The organism is Pedobacter sp. UC225_65 (assembly GCF_042698365.1).
GTDB lineage: Bacteria > Bacteroidota > Bacteroidia > Sphingobacteriales > Sphingobacteriaceae > Pedobacter.
In genome coordinates this window covers 2,257,615-2,281,951 of sequence record NZ_CP170550.1, presented here as the reverse complement: position 1 = coordinate 2,281,951, position 24,337 = coordinate 2,257,615, and the positions used below count along the sequence as shown (strand labels likewise).

The following is a 24,337-nucleotide window of genomic DNA, read 5'->3' as shown; positions in this document are numbered from 1 at the left end:
AAAAATAAACAGACCCTTGTTATTAATAGCTCTAACATGTGGTCATAATTTAAAATAGAACATGAGCCAAAGAATTAGAATTAAATTAAAATCTTACGATTACAACTTGGTAGATAAATCTGCTGAGAAAATCGTTAAAACTGTTAAACCTACGGGTGCAGTAGTTAGCGGACCAATTCCGTTGCCAACAGAAAAGAAAATCTTCACTGTTTTGCGTTCACCACACGTAAACAAAAAAGCACGTGAGCAGTTTCAATTGTGTGCCTATAAACGTCTTTTAGATATTTATAGCTCTAACTCTAAAACTGTTGATGCATTGATGAAACTTGAATTGCCTAGCGGTGTTGAAGTAGAAATCAAAGTTTAATGATTTTATAAATTAAAAAAGCCCTTGAAATTTCAAGGGCTTTTTTTTGTGCTGTTATTTTTTGCTATAACCATTAGCTATTAGATAGGTTTTTTACTAGAAAGTTTAAAAAGTGATGCTGAACTACTTTCCCCTGCTTTTCAATTCTTCTACAATATTGCGTTCGTCCTGCAGCTCTCTAGCCAGTTTACGTTGCTGTTCGTTCGATTTGGCTTTATAGGCTTGGTATTCTGAAGATACCTCATCGTAAAGCTGTGTTCTATGTTTCGCCTCCAAAATATTTTTGGCCGATCTGGCAATGACGATGAACAAAGCGAGGGCCAACACGAGGATGATAGACCAAACAATGATATTGTAGGTGCCTTTGGTAAAAGATAGCCCCAAAAAGCTGATCTCATTCACTTTAGCATTCGTGTCGTTAAGTGAGGTTTCTTTTCCTGTAATTTCGCCTTGTAAATTAACAATGGTTTTGGCTTGTTCGTTGATCTTGGCGTGCGCTTTGTTCAGTTCCACTCTTTCTTTTCTTAGGGTGTCGCTTATGCTTTGCCAAACTGCATCCAGTCGATTGGGATTGACAAGCTTGTAGCCATTTACGGTTTTTGAGCGAGACAACATAAATTGATATTGTCCTTTTAGGCTAGGGTCAGTATTTTTTGCCGTATCTATTGTGCGAGGAACATAGGCTCGTCTTTTAGCAGGATATTGTTGCGGTTTTGCAGGTGTCTGTTTCGCATTTGTGGGCGCTTGTGCATGAAGCTCCTGGGCGAACAGACCCCAAATTAAAACGGTTAAAAAAAGGGTCAGCTTTTGTTTCATAGCAATTCGTCGTTATTAATTTAACAATTATAATCAAAAAAAATTGTCTTTCAATGGTTTGCCACCCTTGCTGTGCCAGTTTGTGGATGTCCAAATATGAGCCTAAACACTATATAGTACACCTTTTTTGTAGTTTACTTAATTCAAATATATTTAGATTAAGCCAAGTAAGGCAGGTATATTTGCAGCCATGACGGTATTACTTTTTACCATTATCGTATTGGTTGGTGCTTTCCTGGCAGGTCTTGTAGGTTCGTTAACAGGCTTAGGTGGGGGTGTGATCATTATTCCATTGTTAACCCTAGGTTTAGGGGTTGATATCCATTATGCAATTGGTGCTTCTATCATCTCGGTAATTGCCACTTCATCGGGCTCTGCCGCGGCCTATGTTAAAGAAGGATCGACCAATGTAAGGATTGGCATGTTTTTAGAAATAGCTACCACCATGAGCGCTATTGTAGGCGTGGTGATTGCTACCTACATCAAGGCAGATTATATTATCGTGATTTTTGGACTGATCTTGTTGTTCTCGGCATACATGATGCTGAAAAAGAAGATAGACCATTCTAATAACGAAAAAACAAGTGTTTTGGCCAATTACTTTAAACTCAATGGCAGTTATCCTACAGAAGATGGTGTAAAACAATATGCTGTACACCATGTAGTTGGTGGTTTTGCCATGATGTTTGTGGCGGGTACGCTCTCAGGGCTATTAGGAATAGGCTCAGGCGCCTTAAAGGTAATCGGGATGGACAACATCATGAAAATCCCTTTTAAGGTCTCTACCACTACTAGTAACTTTATGATAGGGGTAACGGCAGCAGCCAGCGCATTGGTTTACCTACATAAAGGACAGATAGATCCAGCTATTGCCATGCCAGTAACCATCGGTGTAATTACAGGAGCCACATTGGGCGCGAAGATCTTGATCAGGACCAAAACAGATAAACTAAAGGTTATTTTTGCCATTGTGGTTACATTTTTGGCTTTGCAGATGATTTATAAAGGTTTAACCGGACAGTCATGAGTAAACAAGTTAAACATTACCTAGGAGATAAAGACGTGCAGGTGATCTTGGGCACCCTGTTGCGTATCGGTGTATTGGTTTCTACCGGTGTAGTATTGTTTGGTGGACTGATCTTTTTGATAGAGCGAAGTGGCGAAACGGTTTCTTTTGGAAATTTCAAACCAGAAGAGGCAAAATTTTCGTCGATCATCGAGATTTTCCGCGGTTTAAAAACGTTTGATGGCCTCGCCATTATCCAGTTTGGTGTACTGTTGCTCATCTTTACACCAATTGCCCGCGTAGTTTTTTCCATTTTCAGTTTCCTGTTAGAGCGCGATTATATGTATGTGGTCATCGGTTTGATTGTATTGTGTGTGATTATCACCAGTTTATATCTCGACATTGCCCATTAATACCACTTTTAGCGCTATTGTGCTGGCACTTAGAAAAATAAATGCAATTATTTGAAAAAATAATGAGCTAACTATTTGAAAATTAAGAATTCTTTCCTATTTTTGCCGTCCCTTAGCGGGGATGTATATCCACCTTGAACGAAGCCCTACTGCTTCGATGGGTGTTAAATTTAAAATAGAAAATGTCAGGTATTATTGGAAAAAAAGTAGGAATGACCAGCATTTTTGACGCCGATGGAAAAAATATTCCATGTACGGTGATCAAGCTGGACCTTGTGTTGTAACACAAGTTAAGACCGAAGAGAAAGATGGTTACGTTTCAGTTCAACTGGGATACGACGAAGCCAAAGAAAAAAACACTACCCAACCTTTAAAGGGTCACTTTGCGAAAGCAAACACAACTCCAAAGCGTAAATTGGTTGAATTTGCACAGTTTGAAGAATCGTTGAATTTAGGCGATACAGTAACTGTAGGCATCTTCAACGAAGGCGATTTTGTTGATGTTGTGGGTACTTCAAAAGGTAAAGGTTTTCAAGGTGTAGTAAAACGTCATGGTTTTGGTGGTGTGGGTGGTCAAACTCACGGTCAGCACAACAGATTGCGTGCGCCAGGTTCATTAGGTGCTGCATCTTATCCAGCTCGTGTATTTAAAGGTATGCGTATGGCTGGAAGAACTGGTGGAGACAGAGTGAAAGTTCAAAACTTACAAGTATTGAAAGTTTATGCTGAGCAAAACTTAGTTGTAGTTAGTGGTTCCATTCCAGGAGCTAAAGGTTCTTACGTAATCTTAGATAAGTAAGCAGATGGAAGTTAAAGTAATAAACATTTCAGGAAAAGAGACAGGTGCCAAGGTGCAGCTTCCTGAGTCGGTATTTGGTATCACACCAAGCGACCACGCGATTTATTTAGATGTAAAACAGTATTTGGCTAACCAACGTCAAGGAACTCACAAGTCTAAACAACGTAACGAGATTGCAGGTTCTACCCGTAAATTATACAAACAAAAAGGTACAGGCGGTGCACGTGCCGGAAGCATTAAATCTCCATTGTTCAATGGTGGTGGTCGTGTTTTTGGTCCACAGCCAAGAGACTACAGTTTTAAACTGAACAAGAAATTAAAATCATTGGCACGTAAATCAGCTTTATCTTATAAAGCAATTGATAACAACGTTGTTGTATTAGAAGATTTTACTTTCGATACAGTTAAAACTAAAAACTATATCAATTTGGTTAATGCATTAAACTTAGCCGGAGAGAAAACATTGTTAGTTTTGCCTGCACAAAATAATAATATCTATTTATCAAGCAGAAATATTCAGAAAGCTAAAGTGACTACTGCAGATCAGTTAAATACATATGATGTATTGAACGCAGGTAAACTTTTGTTCACTGCAGATTCGCTTAAAACATTGGAGGAGGCATTTGCCAAGTAATATGGAAATTTTACAAAAACCAATATTAACCGAAAAAGCTTCTGCATTAACTGAAAAAGCTAACCGTTTTACTTTCAGAGTAGACCACAGAGCTAACAAGTTGCAGATTAAATCGGCCATCGAACAAATGTATGGAGTTAACGTCGTTGCCTTGAACACAATGGTTGTTGTAGGTAAAGTTAAATCTAGAAACACTAAAGGTGGTTTAGTATCGGGACGTAGCCCGAAATACAAAAAAGCTATTGTAACATTGAAAGATGGCGAAACAATAGATTATTACGCGAATATTTAATAAGAATTGAATAATTTATAACTATGGGCTTAAGAAAATTTAAACCAGTCACTCCGGGAACCCGTTTTAGGGTAGGCGCAAGCTTTACGGAGATTACAGCAACCAAGCCCGAAAAATCATTGGTTGTATCTTCTAAGAAATCGGGAGGTCGTAACAATACAGGAAAGATGACTATGCGCTACATGGGCGGTGGTCACAAAAAATCTTACCGTTTAATTGATTTTAAACGTGATAAGTTTGATATCCCTGCAACAGTAGCTACTGTTGAGTACGATCCAAACCGTACCGCTCGTATTGCATTATTGCACTACGCAGATGGCGAGAAGCGTTACATTATTGCTCCTGAGGGATTGCAAGTAGGACAGACAGTGCTTTCGGGTGATAAAGCTACTCCAGAAGTAGGTAACACTATGAAATTGTCAAATATCCCATTGGGATCAATTGTACACAATTTAGAAATTCATCCTGGTAAAGGTGCTCAATTGGCACGTAGCGCAGGTGCTTATGCACAGCTTGCAGCTAGAGATGGTAAATATGCAACAATCAAAATGCCATCAGGTGAGGTAAGTATCTCTTAGTTACTTGTTTAGCAACAATTGGTGCGGTTTCTAACTCTGATCACGCTAATGAAGTATTAGGTAAAGCAGGACGTAGCCGTTGGTTAGGTCGTCGCCCTAGAACTCGTCCAGTAGCGATGAACCCAGTAGATCACCCGATGGGTGGTGGTGAAGGTCGCTCTTCAGGAGGTCAACCTCGTTCAAGAAACGGAGTTTACTCTAAAGGCTTCAAAACCCGTACACTTAAAAAATACTCAAATCGTTTCATCATAGAGAAAAGGAAGAAATAATGGCTCGTTCGATAAAAAAAGGACCTTATATTGACCATAACGTAGAGAAGAAAGTAGTCTCTATGAATGATTCAGGCAAAAAGTCTGTGATCAAAACTTGGTCTCGCAGATCAATGATATCACCAGATTTTGTTGGTCATACATTTGCAGTACATAACGGTAATAAATTTATACCGGTATACGTAACAGAAAACATGGTTGGTCACAAACTAGGAGAGTTCGCTCCAACCAGAACATTTAGGGGTCACTCTGATAAGAAAAAATAATTAAGAGATGGAAGCAGTAGCGAAATTAAACAATTGTCCAACCTCACCACGTAAGATGCGTTTGGTTGTAGATCTAATCAGAGGTGAGCGTGTAGAGAAAGCTTTACATATTTTAAAATTTACCAATAAAGACGCAGCAATAAGAGTTGAGAAACTATTATTATCAGCTATCAAAAATTGGGAAACTAAAAATGAAGGTTCTCGCCCTGAAGAAAACCAATTATACGTGAAAACGATAATGGTAGGCGGTGGTCGTCAGTTAAAAAGATTAAGACCAGCTCCTCAAGGCCGTGGTTACAGAATACGTAAGCGTTCAAACCATGTTACCTTGGTAGTAGATAGTAAAAACGTTGAAACTCAAACTAATTAACAGAAATGGGACAAAAAGCACATCCAATAGGTAACAGGTTAGGAATCATCAGAGGTTGGGATTCTAACTGGTTCGGTGGCAACAACTATGCTGATAAATTAGTTGAGGACGAAAAAATAAGAAAATATCTTTCTGCACGTATCGCAAAAGGTGGTGTAGCTAAAGTGGTAATCGAGCGTACGTTAAAACGTATCACTGTTACGATCCACACTGCTCGTCCAGGTATTGTGATCGGTAAAGCTGGCCAAGAGGTAGATAAGATCAAAGAAGAGTTGAAAAAATTGACTAAAAAGGAAATTCAGATCAACATCTTTGAAATTAAACGCCCAGAGCTTGATGCACAATTGGTTGCAGAAGGTGTTGCAAAACAACTTGAGGCTAGAATCTCATTCCGTAGAGCAATGAAATCTACTATCGCATCAACAATGCGTATGGGTGCAGAAGGTATCAAGATAATGACTTCAGGTCGTTTAGGTGGTGCTGAGATGGCTCGTAGCGAACAGTATAAAGAAGGAAGAATTCCTTTGCATACTTTCCGTGCTGACATTGACTATGCATTAGCAGAAGCTTTAACTACTTATGGTAAAATAGGTGTTAAAGTGTGGATCTGTAAAGGTGAAGTTTACGGTAAACGTGATCTTTCTCCAAACATCGGTGCTGCGAGCAATGCTCCAGGTAAAGGTGGCGACAGACCTCAAGGTGCTTTTGGTGGCAGAGATGGTGGTAGAGACAACAGAGGCGGTGGCGACAGAAGGAATGACAAACGCAATAGCGGTGGTCGTCCGGGTCAAGGCGGCGCTGGAGCTGGAAGAGATAATAAAGGTGGTGGTGCCAATAGAGGTCCACGCAAATAGTTAACAAGATCGTTTAACGATAATATTAAAATAAAATGTTACAGCCAAAAAGAACGAAGTTCAGAAAGATGCAAAAAGGCAGAATGAAAGGTTTAGCAACTCGTGGTGCTGAATTGTCATTCGGTTCTTTCGGGATTAAATCTTTAGAGGCAACTTGGATCACAAGTCGCCAGATAGAAGCAGCCCGTATTGCGGTAACTCGTTTCATGAAACGTGAAGGTCAAGTTTGGATTAGAATATTCCCGGATAAACCGGTAACTAAGAAACCAGCTGAGGTACGTATGGGTAAAGGTAAAGGTGCGCCTGAGTATTGGGTAGCCGTTGTTAGACCCGGACGTATAATTTTTGAAGCAGAAGGTGTGCCTTTAGAAGTTGCTAAAGAAGCATTGAGATTAGCCGCTCAGAAATTACCAATTCAAACAAAATTTGTAGTACGTAGAGATTACGTAGAAGCATAAAAAAGTTTAGGATCAATGTTGTAAATAACTTGTTGTTATAACCGCTAGACCCGAACATAAAAAATAATAAAATGAAGAACTCAGAAATCATAGGGCTTTCACAAGAAGAACTAGTAGCTAAGATTGCAGAAGAAAGAGAAAACTTGGTAAAGTTAAAATTTGCACATACAATTTCGGCTATAGAAAATCCTACCCGTATCAATAAGGTAAGAAAAGATATTGCCCGATTAAACACTGAATTGACTAAGCTTAAAGCTCAGTCTGCAACTGAAACTAAATAACTTTAGAGTCGAAATGGAAAGACAATTAAGAAAAACAAGAACCGGGTTGGTGGTAAGCAACAAGATGGATAAATCTGTTGTTGTAGCGGTTGAGCGTAAAGTGAAACACCCGATCTATGGTAAGTTTGTTAAGAAAACTACCAAATTTATGGCTCATGACGAGAAAAACGAATGTGGTATCGGTGATACGGTATTGATACAAGAGACTCGTCCGCTGAGTAAGAACAAGAACTGGAGATTGGTACAAATTTTAGAAAGAGCTAAATAAGATGGTACAACAGGAATCACGATTAAACGTAGCCGACAATAGCGGCGCAAAACAAGTATTGGTTATCCGTGTACTTGGTGGAACTGGCAAAAGATATGCTTCAATAGGTGACAAAATTGTTGTTACTGTAAAAAGCGCTTTGCCATCTGGTAACATTAAAAAAGGAACAGTTTCTAAAGCAGTTGTAGTAAGAACCAAAAAAGATCAGACGTAAGGATGGTTCTTATATTCGTTTTGATGATAATGCAGCAGTATTGTTGAATGCACAAGACGAGCCACGTGGTACACGTATTTTTGGCCCGGTAGCGAGAGAACTGCGTGAAAAACAATTCATGAAAATTGTATCATTAGCACCGGAGGTATTATAATATGAAAAATAAAGTAACACAAGCCAAAGTAAAAATCCGTAAAGGAGATTTAGTAAAGGTTATAGCTGGCGATTCAAAAGGCCAACAAGGTAAAGTACAAGAAGTACTTGTTGCCAAAAGTAGAGTTGTTGTAGAAGGTATCAACCTTGTATCAAAACATACTAAACCAAATGCTGCTGCACCAAATGGTGGTATAATTAAAAAAGAAGCTGCTCTTCATATTTCTAACGTACAGTTGGTTGAATCCAAAATCTGGTAAAACTACCCGTGTTGGTCGTAAATTAAACGCTGACGGAAAATTAGTTAGAGTTGCTAAAATATCAGGGGAGGAGATCAAATAATGGCATACGTACCAAGATTAAAAAGTAAATATAAAGAGGAAATTGTAACTGCTCTTAAAGATAAGTTCAATTACAAAAGCATCATGCAGGTTCCTAAATTAGAGAAGATTGCCATCAACCAAGGTGTTGGCCGTTATTCTGTAACTGATAAGAAAGTTATGGATAGCTCTATCTTAGAAATGACAACCATTGCAGGTCAACAAGCAGTAGGAGCAAAATCTAAAAAAGATATCTCAAACTTCAAATTGCGTAAAGGTATGCCAGTTGGTGTAAGAGTAACTTTACGTGATAACAACATGTATGAGTTTTTAGATCGATTAATTTCCGTAGCTTTGCCACGTATCCGCGATTTCAAAGGTATCAATGACAAAGGATTTGATGGAAAAGGTAACTACACATTAGGTGTTACTGAGCAAATCATCTTCCCAGAGATCAACATCGACAAAATCAGCAAGATTTTAGGTATGGACATTACATTTGTAACTTCTGCTACCACTGATGTTGAAGCATTGGAACTTTTAAAACAATTTGGATTACCATTTAAAAATCAAAAAACAGAGCAATAATGGCAAAAGAAGGTGTAAAAGCTCGCGAAATTAAGCGCCAAAAATTGGTGGCTAAATATGCAGATAAACGTGCAGAATTAAAAGCTGCAGGTGATTACGAAGGATTAGACAAGTTACCAAAAAACTCATCGGCTGTACGTTTGCACAACCGTTGCAAGTTAACTGGTCGTCCTCGTGGATATATGCGTACCTTTGGTATATCAAGGGTTTTATTCCGCGATATGGCTTTAGCAGGAAAAATTCCTGGAGTTAGAAAAGCTAGCTGGTAATAAAGAAGTTATAAGTTTTGAGTTATAAGTTGTAAGTTGTACTTTTGCAGCCCTTACAGCTTATAGCTCATTAGTATATAACAACAATTAGAATTTTAACCGATAGCAGGTCCCACCGTTGGGTAACGGAAGGAAACCACTATCACAAATCAATAATAATGAATACAGATCCAATAGCAGATTACCTGACTAGGGTAAGAAATGCCATCAAGGCAAATCACAGAATCGTTGAGATTCCTGCATCAAACCTGAAAAAAGAAATTACAAAAGTTCTTTTTGATAAAGGTTACATCGCAAACTACAAGTTTGAAGACACTAATGCACAAGGCGTAATCAAAATCGCTTTAAAGTACAATGCAATTACTAAAATCTCTGCTATCCGTACGTTAACCCGTATCAGCAAACCAGGTTTAAGACAATATGCAGGTGTAGAAAACATGCCAAGAGTATTGAATGGTTTAGGTATCGCAATCTTATCTACTTCTAAAGGTGTAATGACCGATAAAGAAGCAGCCAAATTGAACATTGGCGGTGAGGTATTGTGTCACGTTTATTAATTAAAGGAGGATAGCACAATGTCAAGAATAGGAAAGAACCCGATTAATGTACCTGCAGCTGTAACTGTTACCGTATCAAAAGATAACGTAGTTACTGTTAAAGGCCCTAAAGGAGAATTAACTCAAGCGGTAGACGCTGATATTATTATAAGCCAAGAAGATGGTATACTTACAGTAAGCCGTCCAACTGAGCAAAAAAGACATAAAGCCTTACACGGTTTATATCGTTCTTTGATCAATAATATGGTTGTTGGTGTAACAGATGGTTATAAAATAGAACAAGAATTAGTAGGTGTGGGTTACCGTGCTACTAACCAAGGTAATACTTTGGATCTTAGTTTTAGGTTATTCTCACCATTATGTGTTCCAATTGCCACAAGAAATTAAAGTAACCACCACATCTGAAAAAGGTCAGACTCCTAAAATCATTTTAGAGAGTATCGATAAACAATTGATTGGCCAAGTAGCAGCGAAAATCCGTTCGTTACGTACACCAGAGCCATACAAAGGTAAAGGTATCAAGTTTGTTGGTGAAGTGTTAAGAAGAAAAGCAGGTAAATCAGCTTCTAAAAAATAATTAAAATGGCAGGAAAAAAATTATCTCGTAGAGATCGTATCAAAAAAGGTATCAGAAAAAGACTTACTGGTTCTGAGAGCCGTCCACGTTTATCAGTTTATAGAAGCAATAAAGGTATTTATGCTCAAATCATTAACGATGTAACTGGTAATACAATAGTTTCAGCATCATCTTTATCTAAAGATTTTACTGGTAAAGGAAACAAATCTGATCAGTCGACTGCAGTAGGCAAGTTAATTGCTGAAAAAGCGATCGCAGCTGGTGTTAAAGAAGTTGTTTTCGACAGAAATGGTTACTTATACCATGGTCGTGTTAAATCGTTGGCAGATGGTGCCCGCGAAGCTGGTTTAGTATTTTAATCTAAGAAATAGGATAAGATGTCAACTATCAATATAAAAAGAGTTAAGACTAGCGAAATCGAATTGAAAGATCGTTTAGTTAGCATACAACGTGTTGCCAAAGTAACCAAAGGTGGCCGTACCTTCAGCTTCTCAGCTATCGTAGTTGTTGGAGATGAGCAAGGTGTTGTTGGTTATGGTTTAGGTAAAGCGAAAGAGGTTACTGAAGCAATTGCAAAAGGTATCGACGATGCAAAAAAGAACTTGGTTAAAGTTCCAATCTTGCATGGTACTGTACCGCATGAGCAGATCGGTAAATTCTCTGGAGGTTTCGTTCTGATCAAACCTGCAGCAGTAGGTACCGGTGTAATTGCTGGTGGTGCAATGCGTGCAGTATTAGAGAGTGCTGGTATACACAACGTATTAGCAAAGTCAAAAGGTTCATCAAACCCTCACAACGTGGTAAAAGCAACAGTAGATGCTTTAACTAAGATGCGTGATGCTTATACAGTAGCACAGCACCGTGGTGTGGATTTAAACAAAGTTTTTAACGGATAATATCATGGCTAAAATTAAAATTACCCAAGTAAAAAGCATTATCGATAGAAGCGAACGCCAAAAAAGAACAATGAAAGCTTTAGGTTTAACTAAAATGAACCAAAGTGTAGAAGTTGAGGCTAACGCTGCCATTATTGGGATGGTAAGAAAAGTTAATCACTTAGTAGCTATAGAGACTATTTAATTATTAAAATCTGTTTAGGTGTACAAAATGCCCTAAGCAGATTTTTATTTATTTATCGCTGTTCCTGATTAGTGAAAGCGAAGGGCAGCACAAAAGTTTAAAAAATGAACTTAAGTAATTTAAAACCTGCAAAAGGTTCTATCAAAAAAGTTAAAAGAATTGGTCGTGGTCAAGGTTCTGGTCGTGGTGGTACTTCCACTCGTGGTCATAAAGGAGCTGGTTCACGTTCTGGTCACTCAACCAAAATCGGTTTCGAAGGTGGTCAGATGCCATTACAACGTCGTGTGCCTAAAGTAGGTTTCAAACCTATCAACCGTACAGAATATGTTGGCGTTAACTTAGACGTACTACAAGGTTTAGCAGAAAAATTCAACTTAACAAGTATTGATTTTGCTGCTTTACAAGAGCATGGTTTAGCTTCAAAAAATGACTTGGTGAAAATCTTAGGTCGTGGTGAAGTTAAAGCTAAATTAGAAGTTACAGCTCACGCCTTTTCTGCAACTGCACAAAAAGCGATCGAAGCTGCTGGAGGCTCAATCGTAAAATTGTAATTAATGAAGAAGCTATTTACTACTTTCAGTAATATTTGGAAAATACAAGAATTAAAAGAGCGTATCTTATTTACGCTCATGATTCTTGTAATCTACAGGTTCGTTTGTCAAGTGGTTCTACCAGGTGTAGACCCAGCTCAGTTAGTGAATACCGAAAAAACTGGCATTTTAGGTTTGTTAGATATGTTTGCGGGAGGTGCCTTTTCTAAAGTATCTATCCTAGCATTAGGTGTAATGCCTTATATCTCTGCATCCATTGTTGTTCAGTTGTTGGGTATTGCAGTGCCTTCTTTCCAGAAAATGCAAAAAGAAGGTGAGAGTGGCAGAAAAAAATTAACTCAAATTACTCGTTACCTAACTGTAGCCATTACCGCTGTACAAGCTGTAGGTTATGTTAAAACACAGGTTCCTAAAGAAGCCATCATGATAGACCATGCAATGTTCTATGTGCTGTCTGGCTTTGTATTAACAGCAGGTACCTTGTTTGTGATGTGGTTAGGTGAAAAAATAACTGATAAAGGTATCGGTAATGGTACATCATTGATCATCATGGTGGGTATCATCGCTCGTTTACCAATGGCTATCGATCAGGAAGTACGTTCAGTATTTACTGGTAATGACGGTGGTCTAATCAGACTTGTACTAGAGATTGTTGCTTTATTTGCAGTGATTATGTTCACCATCCTAATTGTACAAGGTGTACGTAAAGTGCCTGTACAATACGCTAAAAGGATTGTTGGTAACAGACAAGTTGGAGGTGTAAGACAATATATTCCATTAAAAGTTAACGCGGCTGGTGTTATGCCAATCATTTTTGCGCAAGCATTGATGTTTATCCCGAATGCTTTGATTGGCGTATTTCCTAAGTTAACAGACAGCTGGTTACATCAGTATACTGATATTACCTCGCTAACTTATAGCTTAACGTTTGCATTTTTGATCATTGCATTTACTTTCTTCTATACTGCAATTACAGTTAATCCAACCCAAATGTCGGATGATATGAAAAAGAATGGTGGTTTTATCCCAGGTATCAAACCAGGTTTAGCTACTTCTTCTTTTATTGATGATGTGATTTCTAAGATTACTTTCCCAGGATCGTTGTTCTTGGCTATTATCGCCATCTTACCTTCATTCGCTGTTAAGCTTGGTATACAACAAGAATTTGCACACTTCTTTGGTGGTACATCATTGTTGATCTTGGTAGGTGTAGTATTAGATACTTTACAGCAAGTAGAGAGTTATCTATTGATGCGCCACTATGATGGTTTGATGAAAACCGGAAGAGTAACTGGTCGTACAGGAATTCCTGCGGCAAGTGGTAGCGGTGCTGCATTATAAGAAATGATAGAAGGAGTGAGTGATAAGCTTGATTTGATCAGCTAAAATTCACTCCTTCAAAATTTAAAAACATGTCTAAAATTTATTATAAATCTCCGGAGGAGATCGAATTAATAAGAGAAAGTTCTTTACTTGTTTCAAAGACTCTTGCAGAAGTTGCCAAGATCATTGCGCCAGGTATCACAACCATCGCATTAGATAAATTAGCCTATGAGTTTATTCAGGACCACGGAGCAATCCCAGCCTTTTTAAATTATGGTGGTTTTCCAAACTCATTGTGTATTTCGCCCAATGATCAGGTAGTGCATGGCTTTCCAAACGAATACGTAATCAAAGAGGGAGACTTGATCTCTGTTGATTGTGGTGTAATCAAAAATAATTTCTTCGGAGATTCTGCCTACACCTTTTCTATTGGAGAAGTTGATGCTGAAAAGCAGAAATTGACAAAGGTAACACAAGAGTGTTTAAACTTGGCTATTGAAAAAGCAGTTGTTGGAATGCGGATTGGGGATATCGCATTTGCGGTACAGCACCATGCAGAGACAAATGGCTTTGGCGTAGTAAGAGAATTAGTAGGACATGGTGTTGGGGTTAAACTTCACGAAAAACCAGAAGTGCCAAACTATGGCAAAAGAGGAAGTGGAGTTAAATTGGAAGAGGGGATGGTGATTGCTATCGAACCAATGATCAATGCAGGAACTGCTGCAGTGAAATTTTGGTCTGATGGATGGACGGTAACTACCAAAGACAATAAACCTTCGGCACATTTTGAACACACGGTTGCTGTCAAAAAGGGGAAAGCAGATGTTTTATCGACGTTTTCACTGATTGAAGAAGTTTTAAAAGAAAAAAAGTAAAAAATTAAAAATTTTTATTTAATTTTGCAACCCTGTTTAATCGCAGCTAATTAAGTAAAAATCAATATAATATGGCTAAACAAGCCTCAATTGAACAAGACGGAGTAATAAGAGAAGCATTATCGAATGCTATGTTTCGGGTTGAACTCGAGAATGGTCATGAGATTATCGCTCATATTTCAGGTAAAATGAGGATGCACTACATCAAAATTTTACCTGGGGACAAAGTTAAATTAGAGATGTCGCCTTACGATTTATCAAAGGGCAGGATTACTTATAGATATAAATAAAATGAAAGTTAGGTCATCAATTAAAAAACGAAGCGCTGATTGTAAGATTATTCGCCGTAAAGGTAAACTTTACGTAATTAACAAGAAAAATCCTAAATACAAACAACGTCAGGGGTAATTAGAACATTGGAACGAATTCGTACAACGGTGGCCCGCCGTTCGGTCGTTCATTTTAAAGCAACTTATAAATATGGCAAGGATTTCAGGTATAGATTTACCAAGAAATAAAAGAGGTGAAATCGGACTAACCTATATCTTCGGAATAGGTAGAACAACCGCTCAGAATATTTTAACTGAAGCTGGTATTGATTTCAACAAAAAAGTACAAGACTGGTCTGACGATGAATTGTCGGCTATACGTACCATCATCAACGACGGCATCAAAGTAGAAGGTGCTTTACGTTCAGAGGTTCAATTGAACATTAAACGTTTAATGGATATCGGTTGTTACCGTGGCTTACGTCATAGAAAAGGTTTACCTGTTCGTGGTCAACGTACCAAAAACAACTCTCGTACACGTAAAGGCAAGAGAAAAACAGTTGCTAACAAGAAAAAAGCTTCTAAATAATAGATAGATAGGAGAGGTAAGGTTTTAGCTGTGGCAATCATAGCTAAAAGCTACTCAGATCTGGAATAGAAAGATAAAAAATGAGATAGCGAGTGCCGGGGTAGAGAAAGTTCTCTTATCTCAATTCTCCTATCTAAAATCTAAAAGAAAAAATGGCTAAGAGTAAAAAAGTTACCAAAAAGCGTATTGTTGTTATTGAGTCTGTTGGTCAGGCGCACATCAATGCTACGTTCAACAACATCATTGTTACCCTAACAAATAACAATGGTCAAACTATTTCATGGTCTTCTGCAGGTAAAATGGGTTTCAAAGGTTCTAAAAAGAACACTCCATACGCTGCTGGCCAAGCTGCATCTGATTGCGGTAAAGTAGCATTCGACTTAGGTCTACGTAAAGTAGAAGTATTTGTTAAAGGTCCAGGTTCAGGCCGTGAGTCTGCAATCAGAACTTTGCAAGTTGCAGGTATCGAAGTGACTTCTATTAAAGATATCACTCCGCTTCCACACAATGGATGTCGTCCACCAAAGAAAAGAAGAGTTTAATTAATTATTTTTTAAAGCTAAGAGTCTGCAGCTTCAGGTTGCACGATACTTTAAAATCACAAACAAAATGGCAAGATATACCGGACCAAAGTCCAAAATCGCCCGTAAGTTCAGAGAACCAATTTTCGGTCCTGACAAAGTATTAGACAGAAAAAACTATCCTCCTGGCCAACATGGTGCTTCGAAAAGAAGAGGAAAACAATCTGAGTACGCAGTACAGTTAATGGAAAAACAAAAAGTAAAATACACTTATGGTGTGTTAGAAAAACAATTCCGTAACTTGTTTACTAAAGCTTCATCTCGCGAAGGTATCACTGGTGATAACTTATTGCAATTGTTAGAAGCACGCTTAGACAACACAGTATACAGACTAGGTATTGCTCCAACCCGTTCAGGTGCACGTCAATTGGTTAGCCACAAACACGTAACTGTAAATGGTGAGGTTGTAAATATTCCATCATATCAATTAAGAGCTGGTGACGTCATCGCAGTACGTGATAAATCTAAATCATTAGAAGCCATCACAAATTCTGTAGCAGGAAGAGTAATCAATAAATTCAATTGGTTAGATTGGAATGCAAGCGAGTTAACTGGTAAGTTCTTAACTTATCCTAACCGTGACGAGGTCCCAGAAAACATTAAAGAGAATCTTATAGTAGAGTTATACTCTAAGTAATAATCTTAGTTAAAGCCCTAGTGGCTTTAACTTTTTTACGTTACACAACATTAATATAACGATCTAAAAACATTATAAATGGCAATTTTAGCATTTCAGAAACCCGATAAGGTAATCATGCAGAAATCAACTGATTTCGATGGTCAATTTGAATTTCGTCCTTTAGAGCCCGGTTTCGGTGTAACAATTGGTAATGCCTTAAGAAGAATTTTACTTTCTTCTTTAGAAGGTTTTGCTATTACAAGTATTCGTTTTTCAGGCGTTTCTCACGAGTTTTCTACCATGAAAGGTGTTGTAGAAGATTTAACTGAAATCATCCTAAACTTAAAACAAGTTCGTTTTAAGAAAGTTGGTGATTCAGGGGATTCAGAAAAAGTATTCATCATCGTTAACGGTCAAGATCAGTTCTTAGCTGGTGATATTACAAAATTCTCTAACAATTTCGAGGTATTGAACCCTGATTTTGTAATCTGTAACATGGAGAAATCAGTTACTTTAGAAGTAGAATTAACTATTAATAAAGGACGTGGTTATGTTCCGGCAGAAGAGAACAAGATTACAGATACAGTAGTTGGTGTAATTGCGATCGATTCGATCTTTACCCCAATGAAAAATGTAAAATACACGATTGAAAACTATCGTGTTGAACAAAAAACAGATTACGAGAAATTAATTTTAGATATTTCTACTGATGGAGTCTATCCACCCAGAAGAAGCTTTAAAAGAAGCAGCTAAAATTTTGATCCAACACTTTATGTTGTTCTCTGATGAGAATCTAGTATTAGAATCTCAAGCTAAAGAAGAAACTAAAGAGGTTGATGAAGAAATTTTACACATGCGTAAAATCCTTAAAACCGAATTGGTTGATCTAGATTCTTCAGTTCGTGCTTTAAACTGCCTAAAAGCAGCTGATATCCGCACTTTAGCTGATCTAGTTTCTTACGATGTTGCTGATATGTTAAAATTCAGAAACTTCGGTAAAAAATCTTTAACTGAGATCCAAGAACTGGTAAAATCTAAACAATTATCGTTTGGAATGAACCTTTCTAAATTCAAGTTAGACGAAGAATAAAACAGTTTTCAGTTTTGAGTTTCAGTTGTGAAATTGTGCTCAAGGCTCGGAATATAATATTAATTAAATATTCACTGTGTATAATTCCCTCAGATTAATTTCATAGAGACGGTATACACTTTACAAAACAAAAAATGAGACACGGTAAAAAACACAACCATTTAGGAAGAACTACATCGCACAGAAAAGCGATGTTGGCTAACATGGCTTCATCTTTGATCAAACACAAGAGAATTACAACTACTTTAGCTAAAGCAAAAGCTTTACGCGTTTATGTAGAGCCTATCATTACAAAATCTAAAAATGATACTACACACTCTCGTCGTACAGTATTCTCTTATCTGCAAGATAAAGAAACCGTTACAGAATTATTCCGTGACGTAGCTGCTAAAGTTGCCAACCGTCCAGGTGGTTATACTCGTATTATCAAATTAAACAATCGTTTAGGTGATAACGCTGAGATGGCACTAATTGAGTTGGTAGATTATAACGAAGTTTACGGTAAAGATACTGCTGCTGAAGAAAAGAAAACTACACGTAGAGGTAGAAGCAAAAGCAAAAAAGCTGATGCCCCTGCTGCTGAAGTGAAAGCTGAAAAAGCACCTAAAGCAGAAGCTGTAGTTGAAGATGCAGTTGTTGTTGAAGAAGAAGCAGCACCAGCTGTTGAAGAAACTCCTGCAACTGAAGAAGCTGCTCCAGAAGCTAACGCTGATGAGGAAGCTCCAAAAGCATAGTTATCTTAACTAAAAATATAAAGCCCCTTGAGAATTTCTTAAGGGGCTTTTTGTTGCCTTATCAAATCGTTTTGATTTTATTTGGTGTATTTTTGTAATTCAAATAAAGATGAGCATGACCAACGACAGTTTGACGAAATTTAATGAAATCTTAACAGCTAGTATTGCTGATGGAAGCTTTGTGAAACTTTCTTTAGGGAACTATCAAGGTAATGATCGCGAACTGAAAAATCTTTATGTAAAGAAGGTAAGGATCAAAAGAGTGGATATGCTCTCTTTTAATTATCGCTATAAAACACGCGATATCTTTAAAAACCATGAAATTGAAGATGGCGTTAGTCTAGTATTGAATTTATTGAGCAACGATTTCAAAATCTGTACGCTGTTTACCATAGCTAAAGAAGTGGTAATTGAGCACAATAAAAAAGGAATCATCGGAATTAGGGAAAGAGCACTGAATGTTAAGCTTGAGCCTAATCTAGCACATAATAAAGAGAAAAAACGGATCATTAAACCCAGTGGGAATGCGTATCTACAGGCCTTAAAGATTACTGATGCAGAGGGTAATGTTTTCAAAAATGCCCAAGATAAATACAAACAGATCAATCAATACATCGAGATATTGAGTTCTTTGATCAAGGAATTACCTGAAGGGACCATCCAAAATGTAGTGGATATGGGCTCTGGTAAAGGCTACCTGACTTTTGCCTTGTACGACTATCTACATCAGCAATTGGGCCTAAAGGCGAAAGTGACCGGTGTAGAATTTAGAGAGGACATGGTTAGCCTATGTAATGATATTGCCAAACAGGCAAATTTCGAACAACTAGGTTTTGTACAAGGAACGATTGAAGATTATGCAGTACCAACTATTAACCTGCTGATCGCCTTACATGCCTGTGATACTGCTACAGACGATGCGATTTACAAAGGGATACAAGCTGGTGCCGAATTGATTGTGGTAGCGCCATGTTGCCATAAACAGATCAGAAGAGAGATAGAAAAGCATAAAGTGAAAAACGATGTTTCTTTTTTAACCAAGTACGGTATATTTCTAGAACGCCAAGCCGAAATGGTAACTGATGGATTAAGGGCTTTAATCTTGGAATACTATGGTTATAAAACCAAGGTGTTTGAATTTATTTCTGATGCACATACGCCAAAGAATGTTTTAGTGGTGGGGGTGAAGAAAAGTCAGAAGTCGGGAATCGGGAGTCTGATGAGCAAGGAGCAAAAAGAGATTTTAACGAAAATAAAGGATACCAAGGCCTATTTTGGAATTGGTTATCACCATCTGGAAAGACTTTTAGGTCTCGATATCCCTAGCTAGTACTGCTACCTTTGTACATTAAACCTGATGGCAGCGATACCTAGTAAAGCGAACAGCAGGACTGCCATTGCCTCAGCATTACTGCCATTCGTTTCTGAAAAAACTTTAATCCCATCAACCAACTGCCTTTTGCCCTAATTCTGCCAAGCTGTCAGCAGGGGAAGGGGTGTTTTTTTACATTTTAACAGTTTTTTTGTGCTTATTTCTGCCAAAACCTAATTGGCACATTGCTTGTTATTAGCTTGTAAACATTAAAAATTTAAAAGAAATATATATTAAAATGGGAAAAATAATTGGTATAGACTTAGGAACAACAAACTCTTGCGTTTCTGTAATGGAAGGTAACGAACCTGTAGTTATAGCCAACAGTGAGGGTAAACGTACTACGCCATCGATTGTTGCTTTTGCAGAGAACGGCGAGCGTAAAGTGGGTGAACCTGCTAAACGTCAGGCGATAACGAACCCTACAAAAACAATTTATTCTATTAAACGCTTTATGGGCAGCAGCTATGCTGAGGTGGCTAAAGAAATTGCTAGAGTACCTTATAAAGTAGTGAAAGGTGATAACAATACGCCTCGTGTAGAAATTGACGACCGTAAATATACGCCACAAGAGATTTCTGCAATGATTTTGCAGAAAATGAAAAAAACTGCTGAAGATTTCTTGGGACAAGAAGTAACTGAAGCTGTAATTACCGTACCCGCTTATTTTAATGATGCACAACGTCAAGCGACTAAAGAAGCTGGTGAGGTTGCAGGTTTAACTGTAAAACGTATCATTAACGAGCCAACTGCAGCTGCTTTAGCTTATGGTTTGGACAAAGCACACAAAGACATGAAAATTGTTGTGTTTGACTGTGGTGGTGGTACACATGACGTTTCTGTATTGGAATTAGGTGATGGCGTTTTTGAAGTAAAATCTACTGATGGTGATACACACTTAGGTGGTGATGACTTTGACCACGTAATTATCGATTGGTTAGCTGCAGAATTCTTAGCCGAAAATGGAATGGACTTGGCTAAAGATCCAATGGCTTTACAACGTTTAAAAGAAGCTGCTGAGAAAGCTAAGATTGAATTGTCTAGCACTACTTCAACAGAAATCAATTTGCCATATATTACTGCTGATGCTAGCGGTCCGAAACACTTGGTTAGAACTTTAAGCCGTGCTAAATTTGAGCAATTGGCTGGTGATTTGATCAAACGTACCATCGACCCTTGTAAATCTGCCTTGAAAAACGCAGGTTTAAAAGTAAGTGATATCGACGAAATTATCTTGGTAGGTGGTTCAACTCGTATTCCTGCTATTCAGGATGCAGTGAAAGCTTTCTTTGGTAAAGAGCCAAGTAAAGGTGTAAATCCTGATGAGGTTGTAGCTATTGGTGCTGCTATCCAAGGGGGTGTATTAACTGGTGAGGTTAAAGATGTATTGTTATTGGATGTTACCCCACTTTCTTTAGGTATCGAAACCATGGGTGGTGTGATGACTAAATTAATTGAAGCAAATACAACTATCCCTTCTAAAAAAGCTGAAACTTTCTCTACTGCTGCTGATAACCAGCCAAGTGTAGAAATCCATATTTTACAAGGAGAGCGTCCGATGGCTGCTCAGAACCGTACAATTGGTCGTTTCATTTTAGATGGAATTCCACCAGCACCTCGTGGTGTGCCTCAAGTAGAAGTTGCTTTTGACATTGATGCCAATGGTATCTTACACGTAAGTGCAAAAGATAAAGCTACTGGTAAAGAGCAAAAGATCCGTATCGAAGCTTCATCTGGTTTAACTGACGAAGAGATCAAAAAAATGAAAGAAGAAGCTGAAGCAAATGCAGAAGCTGATGCTAAAGCAAAAGAAGAAGCTGATAAAATTAACGGTGCTGATGCTTTGATCTTCTCTACAGAGAAACAACTAAAAGAGTTTGGTGATAAATTATCAGCTGATAAAAAAGCGCCAATCGAAGCTGGTTTAGAGAAATTAAAAGCAGCACATTTGTCTCGTAACTTTGCTGATATCGATGCTGCACAAGAAGAATTGCAAAATGCTTGGAATGTAGCTTCTGAAGAGATGTACAAAGCAGGTCAGGAAGGACAAGCACCAGAAGGCGCAGCACAAGCTGATGCGCAACAAGGTGGCGATACTGTTACTGATGTTGATTTTGAAGAAGTAAAAGACGAAGAGAAAAAATAAGTCTTGAGCCCTAAGTCTAGGGTTTATATAAAAAGCGTCGTTGATTAAGTTCAGCGACGCTTTTTTATGCAGTTATTTTTTACGTTTGACAATTGGTTTTGGCTGGTATTCCAGTTCCTTTACCTTTCCAAAAGTCCTGTTTAAGATGAGAATAGCTGGCCAGATTAACATGGGTGCAAATCTACTTATCATGTTTAAATGATTGGCTGAAGGCAAACAAAAATCAAGTACTAATCCCAACATAAAAATGAAGGGAACTGTTAATGTTCTCCAACGTGCCAACCGACGTGCTTTGAGGTCGTCAAAACCATCAGAGATTCTCCCTTTATGCTTGATGATATAACTCAACATCGCGTAGTTGAGTAGTCCTGTGGCTGCAACATTAAGGCAGTAGAAATAGAAAGGAATAGTCAGTTCTGTGTTTTCGCTATAATAGGCAGAGCTAAAAGGCATCAGAATGATCGTGAACAGGAAAAGAAAATTTAACCATATCAATCTATCATCGTAATCTTTAACAAAAGAAAATAACCGATGATGTGAACGCCAATAAATGGCGATGACAAAAAAGCTAATGATAAAGCCGATAAATAAGGGAAAAAGATTCCATAACTGCATGACAATTTGTTGATCGCTCATTCCATGCACAATATGGGGCGGTTTAATTTCAATCACCAGAAGTGTAATTGCAATGGCAAAAACAGCATCTGTGAATAAGATCATTCTTTCAATCTGAAATTCTTTTTTTAATTCATTGTTGATCTGAGACATATAGAAGCATATAATTTATGCCTTAAGATAAACATTCTTCAATAATATCTTGAAGGATTTTCTCATTTTCAAATAGCTCATTCAACAATTTCAACTGGTTTTTGGTCCTGTCTAGATTTTGCGTTGGATAAGCAATAGGATAGTAGATACTGCCGTTCAGGTAATCGGTTAAGAAACGCAGGGCCTGCATATAAATAATGTACTTGCCAGAAAATAAAATGAGTTCTTTTTCTGTCGGTGTCAATATGTTGGCCATTTCTGATAAATAACCTTCAACCGTAGCTTTAAAATAAGGTAATCGGATTTTTATTTTATTAAGGTCGGTCTCATTTTCGGCATAAGCACAAAGATAAGTACGCATCATGTCGCCTAAATCTGAGATAAACTTGCCAGGCATTAAGGTATCTAAGTCAATTACACAGATACCCGTATTGTCTTCTTCATTTAAAAGTACATTACTGATCTTGGTATCGTGGTGCATTACCCGATTTGGGAAATCTTTTCGATGTTCGTAAGATTTGTAGTAATCTACAATGAAATGATGTCGTAATGCGGTCTCGATCTCATGATTGGCGTTTTGTTTTAATACCGCTGTAGCCTGACTTAAGGCAAAGGTAAATTGCTCGTAACGCCAAGACAGATTATGGAAACCAGGAATTGTAGGTTTGAGCACAGCTGTATCGAAATGATTTAAAAGCCTGCTCAGCTTGCCAAATTGTTTGGCGGCTTCATAAGCCTGTTTGGGGTCGCTTAAGGTGTCATAGGCCATGGTATTGGCTACAAAAGGCAACAGGCGCCAATAGTCACCATGGTGGGCAAACATCAATTCGCCATGGAGTGTTGGAATAGGCGCTGGAAAAAGATAATCTGGATTATTCGCCTTTAAATAATCGGCAACAGCCTCAATGTTGTTTGCAATAGCAAAGGGGTCTTTAAAAACATGTACATTGATATTTTGTAAAATGTATTGTTTGTCGTTTTGCAGTGCAGAAAGCAAATAGGTTCGGTTGATGTGGCCCGAACCTATTTGTTGTAAATTAACGATATCTAAAGTAAATCCGTAAGCCTTTAAAATATCTTCATCAATATTTAACTCCATAGTTTTTCAGGGTACGCTCCGTCTTTGATCAGCTGATCAATGCTAGCTTGCACAAAAGGTTTATCTTCTTTGTAGGTAACGCCAAACCACTGATTGGAAGTTGGTACAACCTTAAAAGTTGCAGTATTATTTTTAACTAAAGTTTCGCCGATCAAAGGAATAAAAAATTCTGCTTTAGGTTTGTCTTTATTGGCCATTGCAAACTCTTTGAAGAGTTCCTCGGTGATCTTGAAGACCGCTGGTGTAAAACCCCAGAAATTCATTGAAACAGGTGTTTCGAAAGTTAAGGGATATTGTTTGCCTTCTTCTTCGTAAACGATGACGCCATTTTCTTCAAAAACCTTTGTGCGTTCAATGATTTCTTCCAGGTTGTTACTTTCGTCAACTTTACAAACCCCGCGAGATACCGCTCCAAAATCAGAAAGTGTCTTTCCAATCTGGTAACCGATGATAGAATAATTACTGTCGTTGGCTTCCTCAGTTAAAAAACCAACCATTTTTTGATAGGCGTCAAAGCCATAAAAATCATCGGCGTTGATCACACAGAAAGGTTCTTTTACTGTTTTTCTTCCAGATAGGATGGCATGGGCAGTACCCCATGGTTTTTCTCTGTATATTTCTTCTTCAATACCGAACTGTTTCAGGTCGAAATTTTGGAAAACATAATCAACTTCGATCTTCCCTTTCAGTTTAGGGTCGAAGATACTTCTGAAATTGTCTACAAATTCTTCTTTGATGATAAATACAACTTTGCCAAAACCGGCTTTGATTGCATCATATATAGAGTAATCGATGATCGTTTCGCCATTTGGCCCAAAACCATCGATTTGTTTCATACTTCCGTAACGGCTAGCCATTCCAGCGGCCAAAATTAATAAAGTGGGTTTCATTC

32 protein-coding genes and 6 pseudogenes are annotated in these 24,337 nt (G+C 37.9%); 34 read left to right on the top strand and 4 right to left on the bottom strand.

Annotated elements, in window-relative coordinates; translation table 11 throughout:
- Window positions 1–61 precede the first annotated feature (61 nt).
- Window positions 62–367, top strand: a complete 306-nt coding sequence (gene rpsJ / locus ACFJIZ_RS11995) for a 30S ribosomal protein S10 (RefSeq protein ID WP_008244591.1) — start codon at window positions 62–64, stop codon at window positions 365–367.
- Between the two features lie 123 nt (window positions 368–490).
- Here rpsJ and ACFJIZ_RS11990 read toward each other — a convergent pair whose 3' ends face one another.
- Window positions 491–1,183, bottom strand: coding sequence for a hypothetical protein (locus ACFJIZ_RS11990; protein WP_379084124.1), 693 nt, complete (start codon window positions 1,181–1,183; stop codon window positions 491–493).
- 190 nt (window positions 1,184–1,373) lie between these two features.
- Between ACFJIZ_RS11990 and ACFJIZ_RS11985 the strand changes: the two genes are divergently transcribed.
- The 33 genes and pseudogenes from ACFJIZ_RS11985 (at window position 1,374) to dnaK (ending at window position 21,578) form a co-directional block, all read left to right on the top strand.
- Window positions 1,374–2,210: a sulfite exporter TauE/SafE family protein gene (locus ACFJIZ_RS11985; protein WP_379084121.1), complete on the top strand. Its 837-nt coding sequence runs from the start codon at window positions 1,374–1,376 to the stop codon at window positions 2,208–2,210.
- Window positions 2,207–2,602 (top strand): DUF1634 domain-containing protein, encoded by a 396-nt coding sequence (locus tag ACFJIZ_RS11980; RefSeq protein ID WP_379084119.1) that lies wholly within the window; start codon window positions 2,207–2,209, stop codon window positions 2,600–2,602. The genes ACFJIZ_RS11985 and ACFJIZ_RS11980 overlap by 4 nt, the downstream gene beginning before the upstream one ends.
- A 182-nt stretch (window positions 2,603–2,784) precedes the next feature.
- A pseudogene (gene rplC / locus ACFJIZ_RS11975) lies at window positions 2,785–3,401 on the top strand (50S ribosomal protein L3).
- A 4-nt stretch (window positions 3,402–3,405) separates the two neighbouring features.
- Window positions 3,406–4,035: a 50S ribosomal protein L4 gene (rplD, locus tag ACFJIZ_RS11970; RefSeq protein WP_379084117.1), complete on the top strand. Its 630-nt coding sequence runs from the start codon at window positions 3,406–3,408 to the stop codon at window positions 4,033–4,035.
- Window position 4,036: 1 nt separating this feature from the next.
- Window positions 4,037–4,327, top strand: coding sequence for a 50S ribosomal protein L23 (gene rplW / locus ACFJIZ_RS11965; RefSeq protein ID WP_379084113.1), 291 nt, complete (start codon window positions 4,037–4,039; stop codon window positions 4,325–4,327).
- 23 nt (window positions 4,328–4,350) lie between these two features.
- A pseudogene (gene rplB, locus ACFJIZ_RS11960) lies at window positions 4,351–5,174 on the top strand (50S ribosomal protein L2).
- Window positions 5,174–5,440 (top strand): 30S ribosomal protein S19, encoded by a 267-nt coding sequence (rpsS, locus tag ACFJIZ_RS11955; protein WP_055130480.1) that lies wholly within the window; start codon window positions 5,174–5,176, stop codon window positions 5,438–5,440. Before rplB ends, rpsS begins: the two are co-directional and overlap by 1 nt.
- 7 nt (window positions 5,441–5,447) lie before the next feature.
- Window positions 5,448–5,810, top strand: a complete 363-nt coding sequence (gene rplV, locus ACFJIZ_RS11950; RefSeq protein ID WP_055130479.1) for a 50S ribosomal protein L22 — start codon at window positions 5,448–5,450, stop codon at window positions 5,808–5,810.
- 5 nt (window positions 5,811–5,815) lie between these two features.
- On the top strand, window positions 5,816–6,664 hold the full coding sequence (gene rpsC / locus ACFJIZ_RS11945; protein WP_055130478.1) for a 30S ribosomal protein S3: 849 nt from the start codon (window positions 5,816–5,818) through the stop codon (window positions 6,662–6,664).
- Between the two features lie 35 nt (window positions 6,665–6,699).
- The gene (gene rplP, locus ACFJIZ_RS11940) at window positions 6,700–7,122 is read left to right on the top strand and encodes a 50S ribosomal protein L16 (protein ID WP_055130477.1); all 423 of its coding nucleotides are present in this window, start codon (window positions 6,700–6,702) and stop codon (window positions 7,120–7,122) included.
- Between the two features lie 71 nt (window positions 7,123–7,193).
- Window positions 7,194–7,403, top strand: coding sequence for a 50S ribosomal protein L29 (gene rpmC / locus ACFJIZ_RS11935; RefSeq protein WP_131555074.1), 210 nt, complete (start codon window positions 7,194–7,196; stop codon window positions 7,401–7,403).
- Window positions 7,404–7,416: 13 nt separating this feature from the next.
- A complete protein-coding gene (rpsQ, locus tag ACFJIZ_RS11930) occupies window positions 7,417–7,671 on the top strand; it encodes a 30S ribosomal protein S17 (protein ID WP_055130475.1) in 255 nt (84 codons plus the stop codon).
- 1 nt (window position 7,672) lies between these two features.
- Window positions 7,673–8,039: pseudogene (gene rplN, locus ACFJIZ_RS11925) on the top strand (50S ribosomal protein L14).
- Window position 8,040: 1 nt separating this feature from the next.
- A pseudogene (gene rplX, locus ACFJIZ_RS11920) lies at window positions 8,041–8,380 on the top strand (50S ribosomal protein L24).
- Complete coding sequence (gene rplE / locus ACFJIZ_RS11915; protein ID WP_055130473.1) at window positions 8,380–8,946, top strand: 50S ribosomal protein L5; 567 nt, start codon at window positions 8,380–8,382, stop codon at window positions 8,944–8,946. Before rplX ends, rplE begins: the two are co-directional and overlap by 1 nt.
- Complete coding sequence (gene rpsN / locus ACFJIZ_RS11910; protein WP_055130472.1) at window positions 8,946–9,215, top strand: 30S ribosomal protein S14; 270 nt, start codon at window positions 8,946–8,948, stop codon at window positions 9,213–9,215. Before rplE ends, rpsN begins: the two co-directional genes overlap by 1 nt.
- Before the next feature lie 155 nt (window positions 9,216–9,370).
- Window positions 9,371–9,772 (top strand): 30S ribosomal protein S8, encoded by a 402-nt coding sequence (gene rpsH, locus ACFJIZ_RS11905; protein WP_235524166.1) that lies wholly within the window; start codon window positions 9,371–9,373, stop codon window positions 9,770–9,772.
- Between the two features lie 18 nt (window positions 9,773–9,790).
- Window positions 9,791–10,349 (top strand): annotated as a pseudogene (gene rplF, locus ACFJIZ_RS11900) (50S ribosomal protein L6).
- Between the two features lie 5 nt (window positions 10,350–10,354).
- On the top strand, window positions 10,355–10,708 hold the full coding sequence (gene rplR / locus ACFJIZ_RS11895; protein ID WP_055130469.1) for a 50S ribosomal protein L18: 354 nt from the start codon (window positions 10,355–10,357) through the stop codon (window positions 10,706–10,708).
- A gap of 18 nt (window positions 10,709–10,726) precedes the next feature.
- Window positions 10,727–11,245 carry a 30S ribosomal protein S5 gene (rpsE, locus tag ACFJIZ_RS11890; RefSeq protein WP_055130468.1) on the top strand — a complete coding sequence of 173 codons (519 nt, stop codon included), beginning with the start codon at window positions 10,727–10,729 and terminating at the stop codon, window positions 11,243–11,245.
- 4 nt (window positions 11,246–11,249) lie between these two features.
- The gene (rpmD, locus tag ACFJIZ_RS11885) at window positions 11,250–11,429 is read left to right on the top strand and encodes a 50S ribosomal protein L30 (RefSeq protein WP_055130467.1); all 180 of its coding nucleotides are present in this window, start codon (window positions 11,250–11,252) and stop codon (window positions 11,427–11,429) included.
- A gap of 104 nt (window positions 11,430–11,533) precedes the next feature.
- Window positions 11,534–11,980 (top strand): 50S ribosomal protein L15, encoded by a 447-nt coding sequence (gene rplO, locus ACFJIZ_RS11880; protein WP_379084103.1) that lies wholly within the window; start codon window positions 11,534–11,536, stop codon window positions 11,978–11,980.
- A 3-nt stretch (window positions 11,981–11,983) separates the two neighbouring features.
- Window positions 11,984–13,321, top strand: coding sequence for a preprotein translocase subunit SecY (gene secY / locus ACFJIZ_RS11875; protein WP_379084100.1), 1,338 nt, complete (start codon window positions 11,984–11,986; stop codon window positions 13,319–13,321).
- Between the two features lie 71 nt (window positions 13,322–13,392).
- Complete coding sequence (gene map, locus ACFJIZ_RS11870) at window positions 13,393–14,178, top strand: type I methionyl aminopeptidase (RefSeq protein ID WP_379084097.1); 786 nt, start codon at window positions 13,393–13,395, stop codon at window positions 14,176–14,178.
- A gap of 71 nt (window positions 14,179–14,249) precedes the next feature.
- Window positions 14,250–14,468 carry a translation initiation factor IF-1 gene (infA, locus tag ACFJIZ_RS11865; protein WP_008244555.1) on the top strand — a complete coding sequence of 73 codons (219 nt, stop codon included), beginning with the start codon at window positions 14,250–14,252 and terminating at the stop codon, window positions 14,466–14,468.
- A gap of 1 nt (window position 14,469) precedes the next feature.
- Window positions 14,470–14,586, top strand: a complete 117-nt coding sequence (gene rpmJ / locus ACFJIZ_RS11860; protein WP_010599887.1) for a 50S ribosomal protein L36 — start codon at window positions 14,470–14,472, stop codon at window positions 14,584–14,586.
- A gap of 72 nt (window positions 14,587–14,658) precedes the next feature.
- Window positions 14,659–15,036 (top strand): 30S ribosomal protein S13, encoded by a 378-nt coding sequence (gene rpsM, locus ACFJIZ_RS11855; protein WP_055130463.1) that lies wholly within the window; start codon window positions 14,659–14,661, stop codon window positions 15,034–15,036.
- Between the two features lie 152 nt (window positions 15,037–15,188).
- Entirely contained in the window at window positions 15,189–15,578 is a 390-nt protein-coding gene (rpsK, locus tag ACFJIZ_RS11850; protein WP_025145207.1) for a 30S ribosomal protein S11, read from the top strand.
- Between the two features lie 67 nt (window positions 15,579–15,645).
- Window positions 15,646–16,254, top strand: coding sequence for a 30S ribosomal protein S4 (gene rpsD / locus ACFJIZ_RS11845; RefSeq protein WP_379084092.1), 609 nt, complete (start codon window positions 15,646–15,648; stop codon window positions 16,252–16,254).
- A 78-nt stretch (window positions 16,255–16,332) separates the two neighbouring features.
- Window positions 16,333–17,326, top strand: a pseudogene (locus ACFJIZ_RS11840) (DNA-directed RNA polymerase subunit alpha).
- 134 nt (window positions 17,327–17,460) lie between these two features.
- Entirely contained in the window at window positions 17,461–18,060 is a 600-nt protein-coding gene (gene rplQ, locus ACFJIZ_RS11835; protein WP_379084089.1) for a 50S ribosomal protein L17, read from the top strand.
- Window positions 18,061–18,175: 115 nt separating this feature from the next.
- Window positions 18,176–19,390, top strand: coding sequence for a class I SAM-dependent methyltransferase (locus tag ACFJIZ_RS11830; RefSeq protein ID WP_379084086.1), 1,215 nt, complete (start codon window positions 18,176–18,178; stop codon window positions 19,388–19,390).
- Window positions 19,391–19,670: 280 nt separating this feature from the next.
- On the top strand, window positions 19,671–21,578 hold the full coding sequence (dnaK, locus tag ACFJIZ_RS11825; RefSeq protein ID WP_379084083.1) for a molecular chaperone DnaK: 1,908 nt from the start codon (window positions 19,671–19,673) through the stop codon (window positions 21,576–21,578).
- A 72-nt stretch (window positions 21,579–21,650) separates the two neighbouring features.
- Here the strand turns inward: dnaK and ACFJIZ_RS11820 are convergent, their stop codons facing one another.
- Genes ACFJIZ_RS11820 through ACFJIZ_RS11810 form a run of 3 tightly spaced genes read right to left on the bottom strand, consistent with a single transcriptional unit; the run spans window position 21,651 to window position 24,335 of the window.
- The gene (locus tag ACFJIZ_RS11820) at window positions 21,651–22,346 is read right to left on the bottom strand and encodes a TMEM175 family protein (protein WP_379084080.1); all 696 of its coding nucleotides are present in this window, start codon (window positions 22,344–22,346) and stop codon (window positions 21,651–21,653) included.
- A gap of 22 nt (window positions 22,347–22,368) precedes the next feature.
- Window positions 22,369–23,445: a phosphotransferase enzyme family protein gene (locus tag ACFJIZ_RS11815; protein WP_379084077.1), complete on the bottom strand. Its 1,077-nt coding sequence runs from the start codon at window positions 23,443–23,445 to the stop codon at window positions 22,369–22,371.
- Window positions 23,436–24,335 carry an NDP-sugar synthase gene (locus tag ACFJIZ_RS11810; RefSeq protein WP_379084074.1) on the bottom strand — a complete coding sequence of 300 codons (900 nt, stop codon included), beginning with the start codon at window positions 24,333–24,335 and terminating at the stop codon, window positions 23,436–23,438. The genes ACFJIZ_RS11815 and ACFJIZ_RS11810 overlap by 10 nt, the downstream gene beginning before the upstream one ends.
- Window positions 24,336–24,337: the final 2 nt, after the last annotated feature.

What these genes read in the sequence shown, in the direction of transcription:
- map (WP_379084097.1), top strand. Translation starts at nt 13,393, where the DNA reads ATGTCTAAAATTTATTATAAATCTCCGGAGGAGATCGAATTAATAAGA.
- ACFJIZ_RS11830 (WP_379084086.1), top strand. Translation starts at nt 18,176, where the DNA reads ATGACCAACGACAGTTTGACGAAATTTAATGAAATCTTAACAGCTAGT.
- infA (WP_008244555.1), top strand. Translation starts at nt 14,250, where the DNA reads ATGGCTAAACAAGCCTCAATTGAACAAGACGGAGTAATAAGAGAAGCA.
- rplD (WP_379084117.1), top strand. Translation starts at nt 3,406, where the DNA reads ATGGAAGTTAAAGTAATAAACATTTCAGGAAAAGAGACAGGTGCCAAG.
- ACFJIZ_RS11990 (WP_379084124.1), bottom strand. Translation starts at nt 1,183, where the DNA reads ATGAAACAAAAGCTGACCCTTTTTTTAACCGTTTTAATTTGGGGTCTG.
- rplP (WP_055130477.1), top strand. Translation starts at nt 6,700, where the DNA reads ATGTTACAGCCAAAAAGAACGAAGTTCAGAAAGATGCAAAAAGGCAGA.
- rplV (WP_055130479.1), top strand. Translation starts at nt 5,448, where the DNA reads ATGGAAGCAGTAGCGAAATTAAACAATTGTCCAACCTCACCACGTAAG.
- rpsJ (WP_008244591.1), top strand. Translation starts at nt 62, where the DNA reads ATGAGCCAAAGAATTAGAATTAAATTAAAATCTTACGATTACAACTTG.
- rplQ (WP_379084089.1), top strand. Translation starts at nt 17,461, where the DNA reads ATGAGACACGGTAAAAAACACAACCATTTAGGAAGAACTACATCGCAC.
- rpsC (WP_055130478.1), top strand. Translation starts at nt 5,816, where the DNA reads ATGGGACAAAAAGCACATCCAATAGGTAACAGGTTAGGAATCATCAGA.
- ACFJIZ_RS11815 (WP_379084077.1), bottom strand. Translation starts at nt 23,445, where the DNA reads ATGGAGTTAAATATTGATGAAGATATTTTAAAGGCTTACGGATTTACT.
- rpsN (WP_055130472.1), top strand. Translation starts at nt 8,946, where the DNA reads ATGGCAAAAGAAGGTGTAAAAGCTCGCGAAATTAAGCGCCAAAAATTG.
- rplR (WP_055130469.1), top strand. Translation starts at nt 10,355, where the DNA reads ATGGCAGGAAAAAAATTATCTCGTAGAGATCGTATCAAAAAAGGTATC.
- rplE (WP_055130473.1), top strand. Translation starts at nt 8,380, where the DNA reads ATGGCATACGTACCAAGATTAAAAAGTAAATATAAAGAGGAAATTGTA.
- rpsM (WP_055130463.1), top strand. Translation starts at nt 14,659, where the DNA reads ATGGCAAGGATTTCAGGTATAGATTTACCAAGAAATAAAAGAGGTGAA.
- dnaK (WP_379084083.1), top strand. Translation starts at nt 19,671, where the DNA reads ATGGGAAAAATAATTGGTATAGACTTAGGAACAACAAACTCTTGCGTT.
- secY (WP_379084100.1), top strand. Translation starts at nt 11,984, where the DNA reads ATGAAGAAGCTATTTACTACTTTCAGTAATATTTGGAAAATACAAGAA.
- rpmD (WP_055130467.1), top strand. Translation starts at nt 11,250, where the DNA reads ATGGCTAAAATTAAAATTACCCAAGTAAAAAGCATTATCGATAGAAGC.
- rplO (WP_379084103.1), top strand. Translation starts at nt 11,534, where the DNA reads ATGAACTTAAGTAATTTAAAACCTGCAAAAGGTTCTATCAAAAAAGTT.
- rpsS (WP_055130480.1), top strand. Translation starts at nt 5,174, where the DNA reads ATGGCTCGTTCGATAAAAAAAGGACCTTATATTGACCATAACGTAGAG.
- ACFJIZ_RS11820 (WP_379084080.1), bottom strand. Translation starts at nt 22,346, where the DNA reads ATGTCTCAGATCAACAATGAATTAAAAAAAGAATTTCAGATTGAAAGA.
- rpsQ (WP_055130475.1), top strand. Translation starts at nt 7,417, where the DNA reads ATGGAAAGACAATTAAGAAAAACAAGAACCGGGTTGGTGGTAAGCAAC.
- rpsD (WP_379084092.1), top strand. Translation starts at nt 15,646, where the DNA reads ATGGCAAGATATACCGGACCAAAGTCCAAAATCGCCCGTAAGTTCAGA.
- rpsK (WP_025145207.1), top strand. Translation starts at nt 15,189, where the DNA reads ATGGCTAAGAGTAAAAAAGTTACCAAAAAGCGTATTGTTGTTATTGAG.
- ACFJIZ_RS11985 (WP_379084121.1), top strand. Translation starts at nt 1,374, where the DNA reads ATGACGGTATTACTTTTTACCATTATCGTATTGGTTGGTGCTTTCCTG.
- rpmC (WP_131555074.1), top strand. Translation starts at nt 7,194, where the DNA reads ATGAAGAACTCAGAAATCATAGGGCTTTCACAAGAAGAACTAGTAGCT.
- rplW (WP_379084113.1), top strand. Translation starts at nt 4,037, where the DNA reads ATGGAAATTTTACAAAAACCAATATTAACCGAAAAAGCTTCTGCATTA.
- ACFJIZ_RS11980 (WP_379084119.1), top strand. Translation starts at nt 2,207, where the DNA reads ATGAGTAAACAAGTTAAACATTACCTAGGAGATAAAGACGTGCAGGTG.
- rpmJ (WP_010599887.1), top strand. Translation starts at nt 14,470, where the DNA reads ATGAAAGTTAGGTCATCAATTAAAAAACGAAGCGCTGATTGTAAGATT.
- rpsE (WP_055130468.1), top strand. Translation starts at nt 10,727, where the DNA reads ATGTCAACTATCAATATAAAAAGAGTTAAGACTAGCGAAATCGAATTG.
- ACFJIZ_RS11810 (WP_379084074.1), bottom strand. Translation starts at nt 24,335, where the DNA reads ATGAAACCCACTTTATTAATTTTGGCCGCTGGAATGGCTAGCCGTTAC.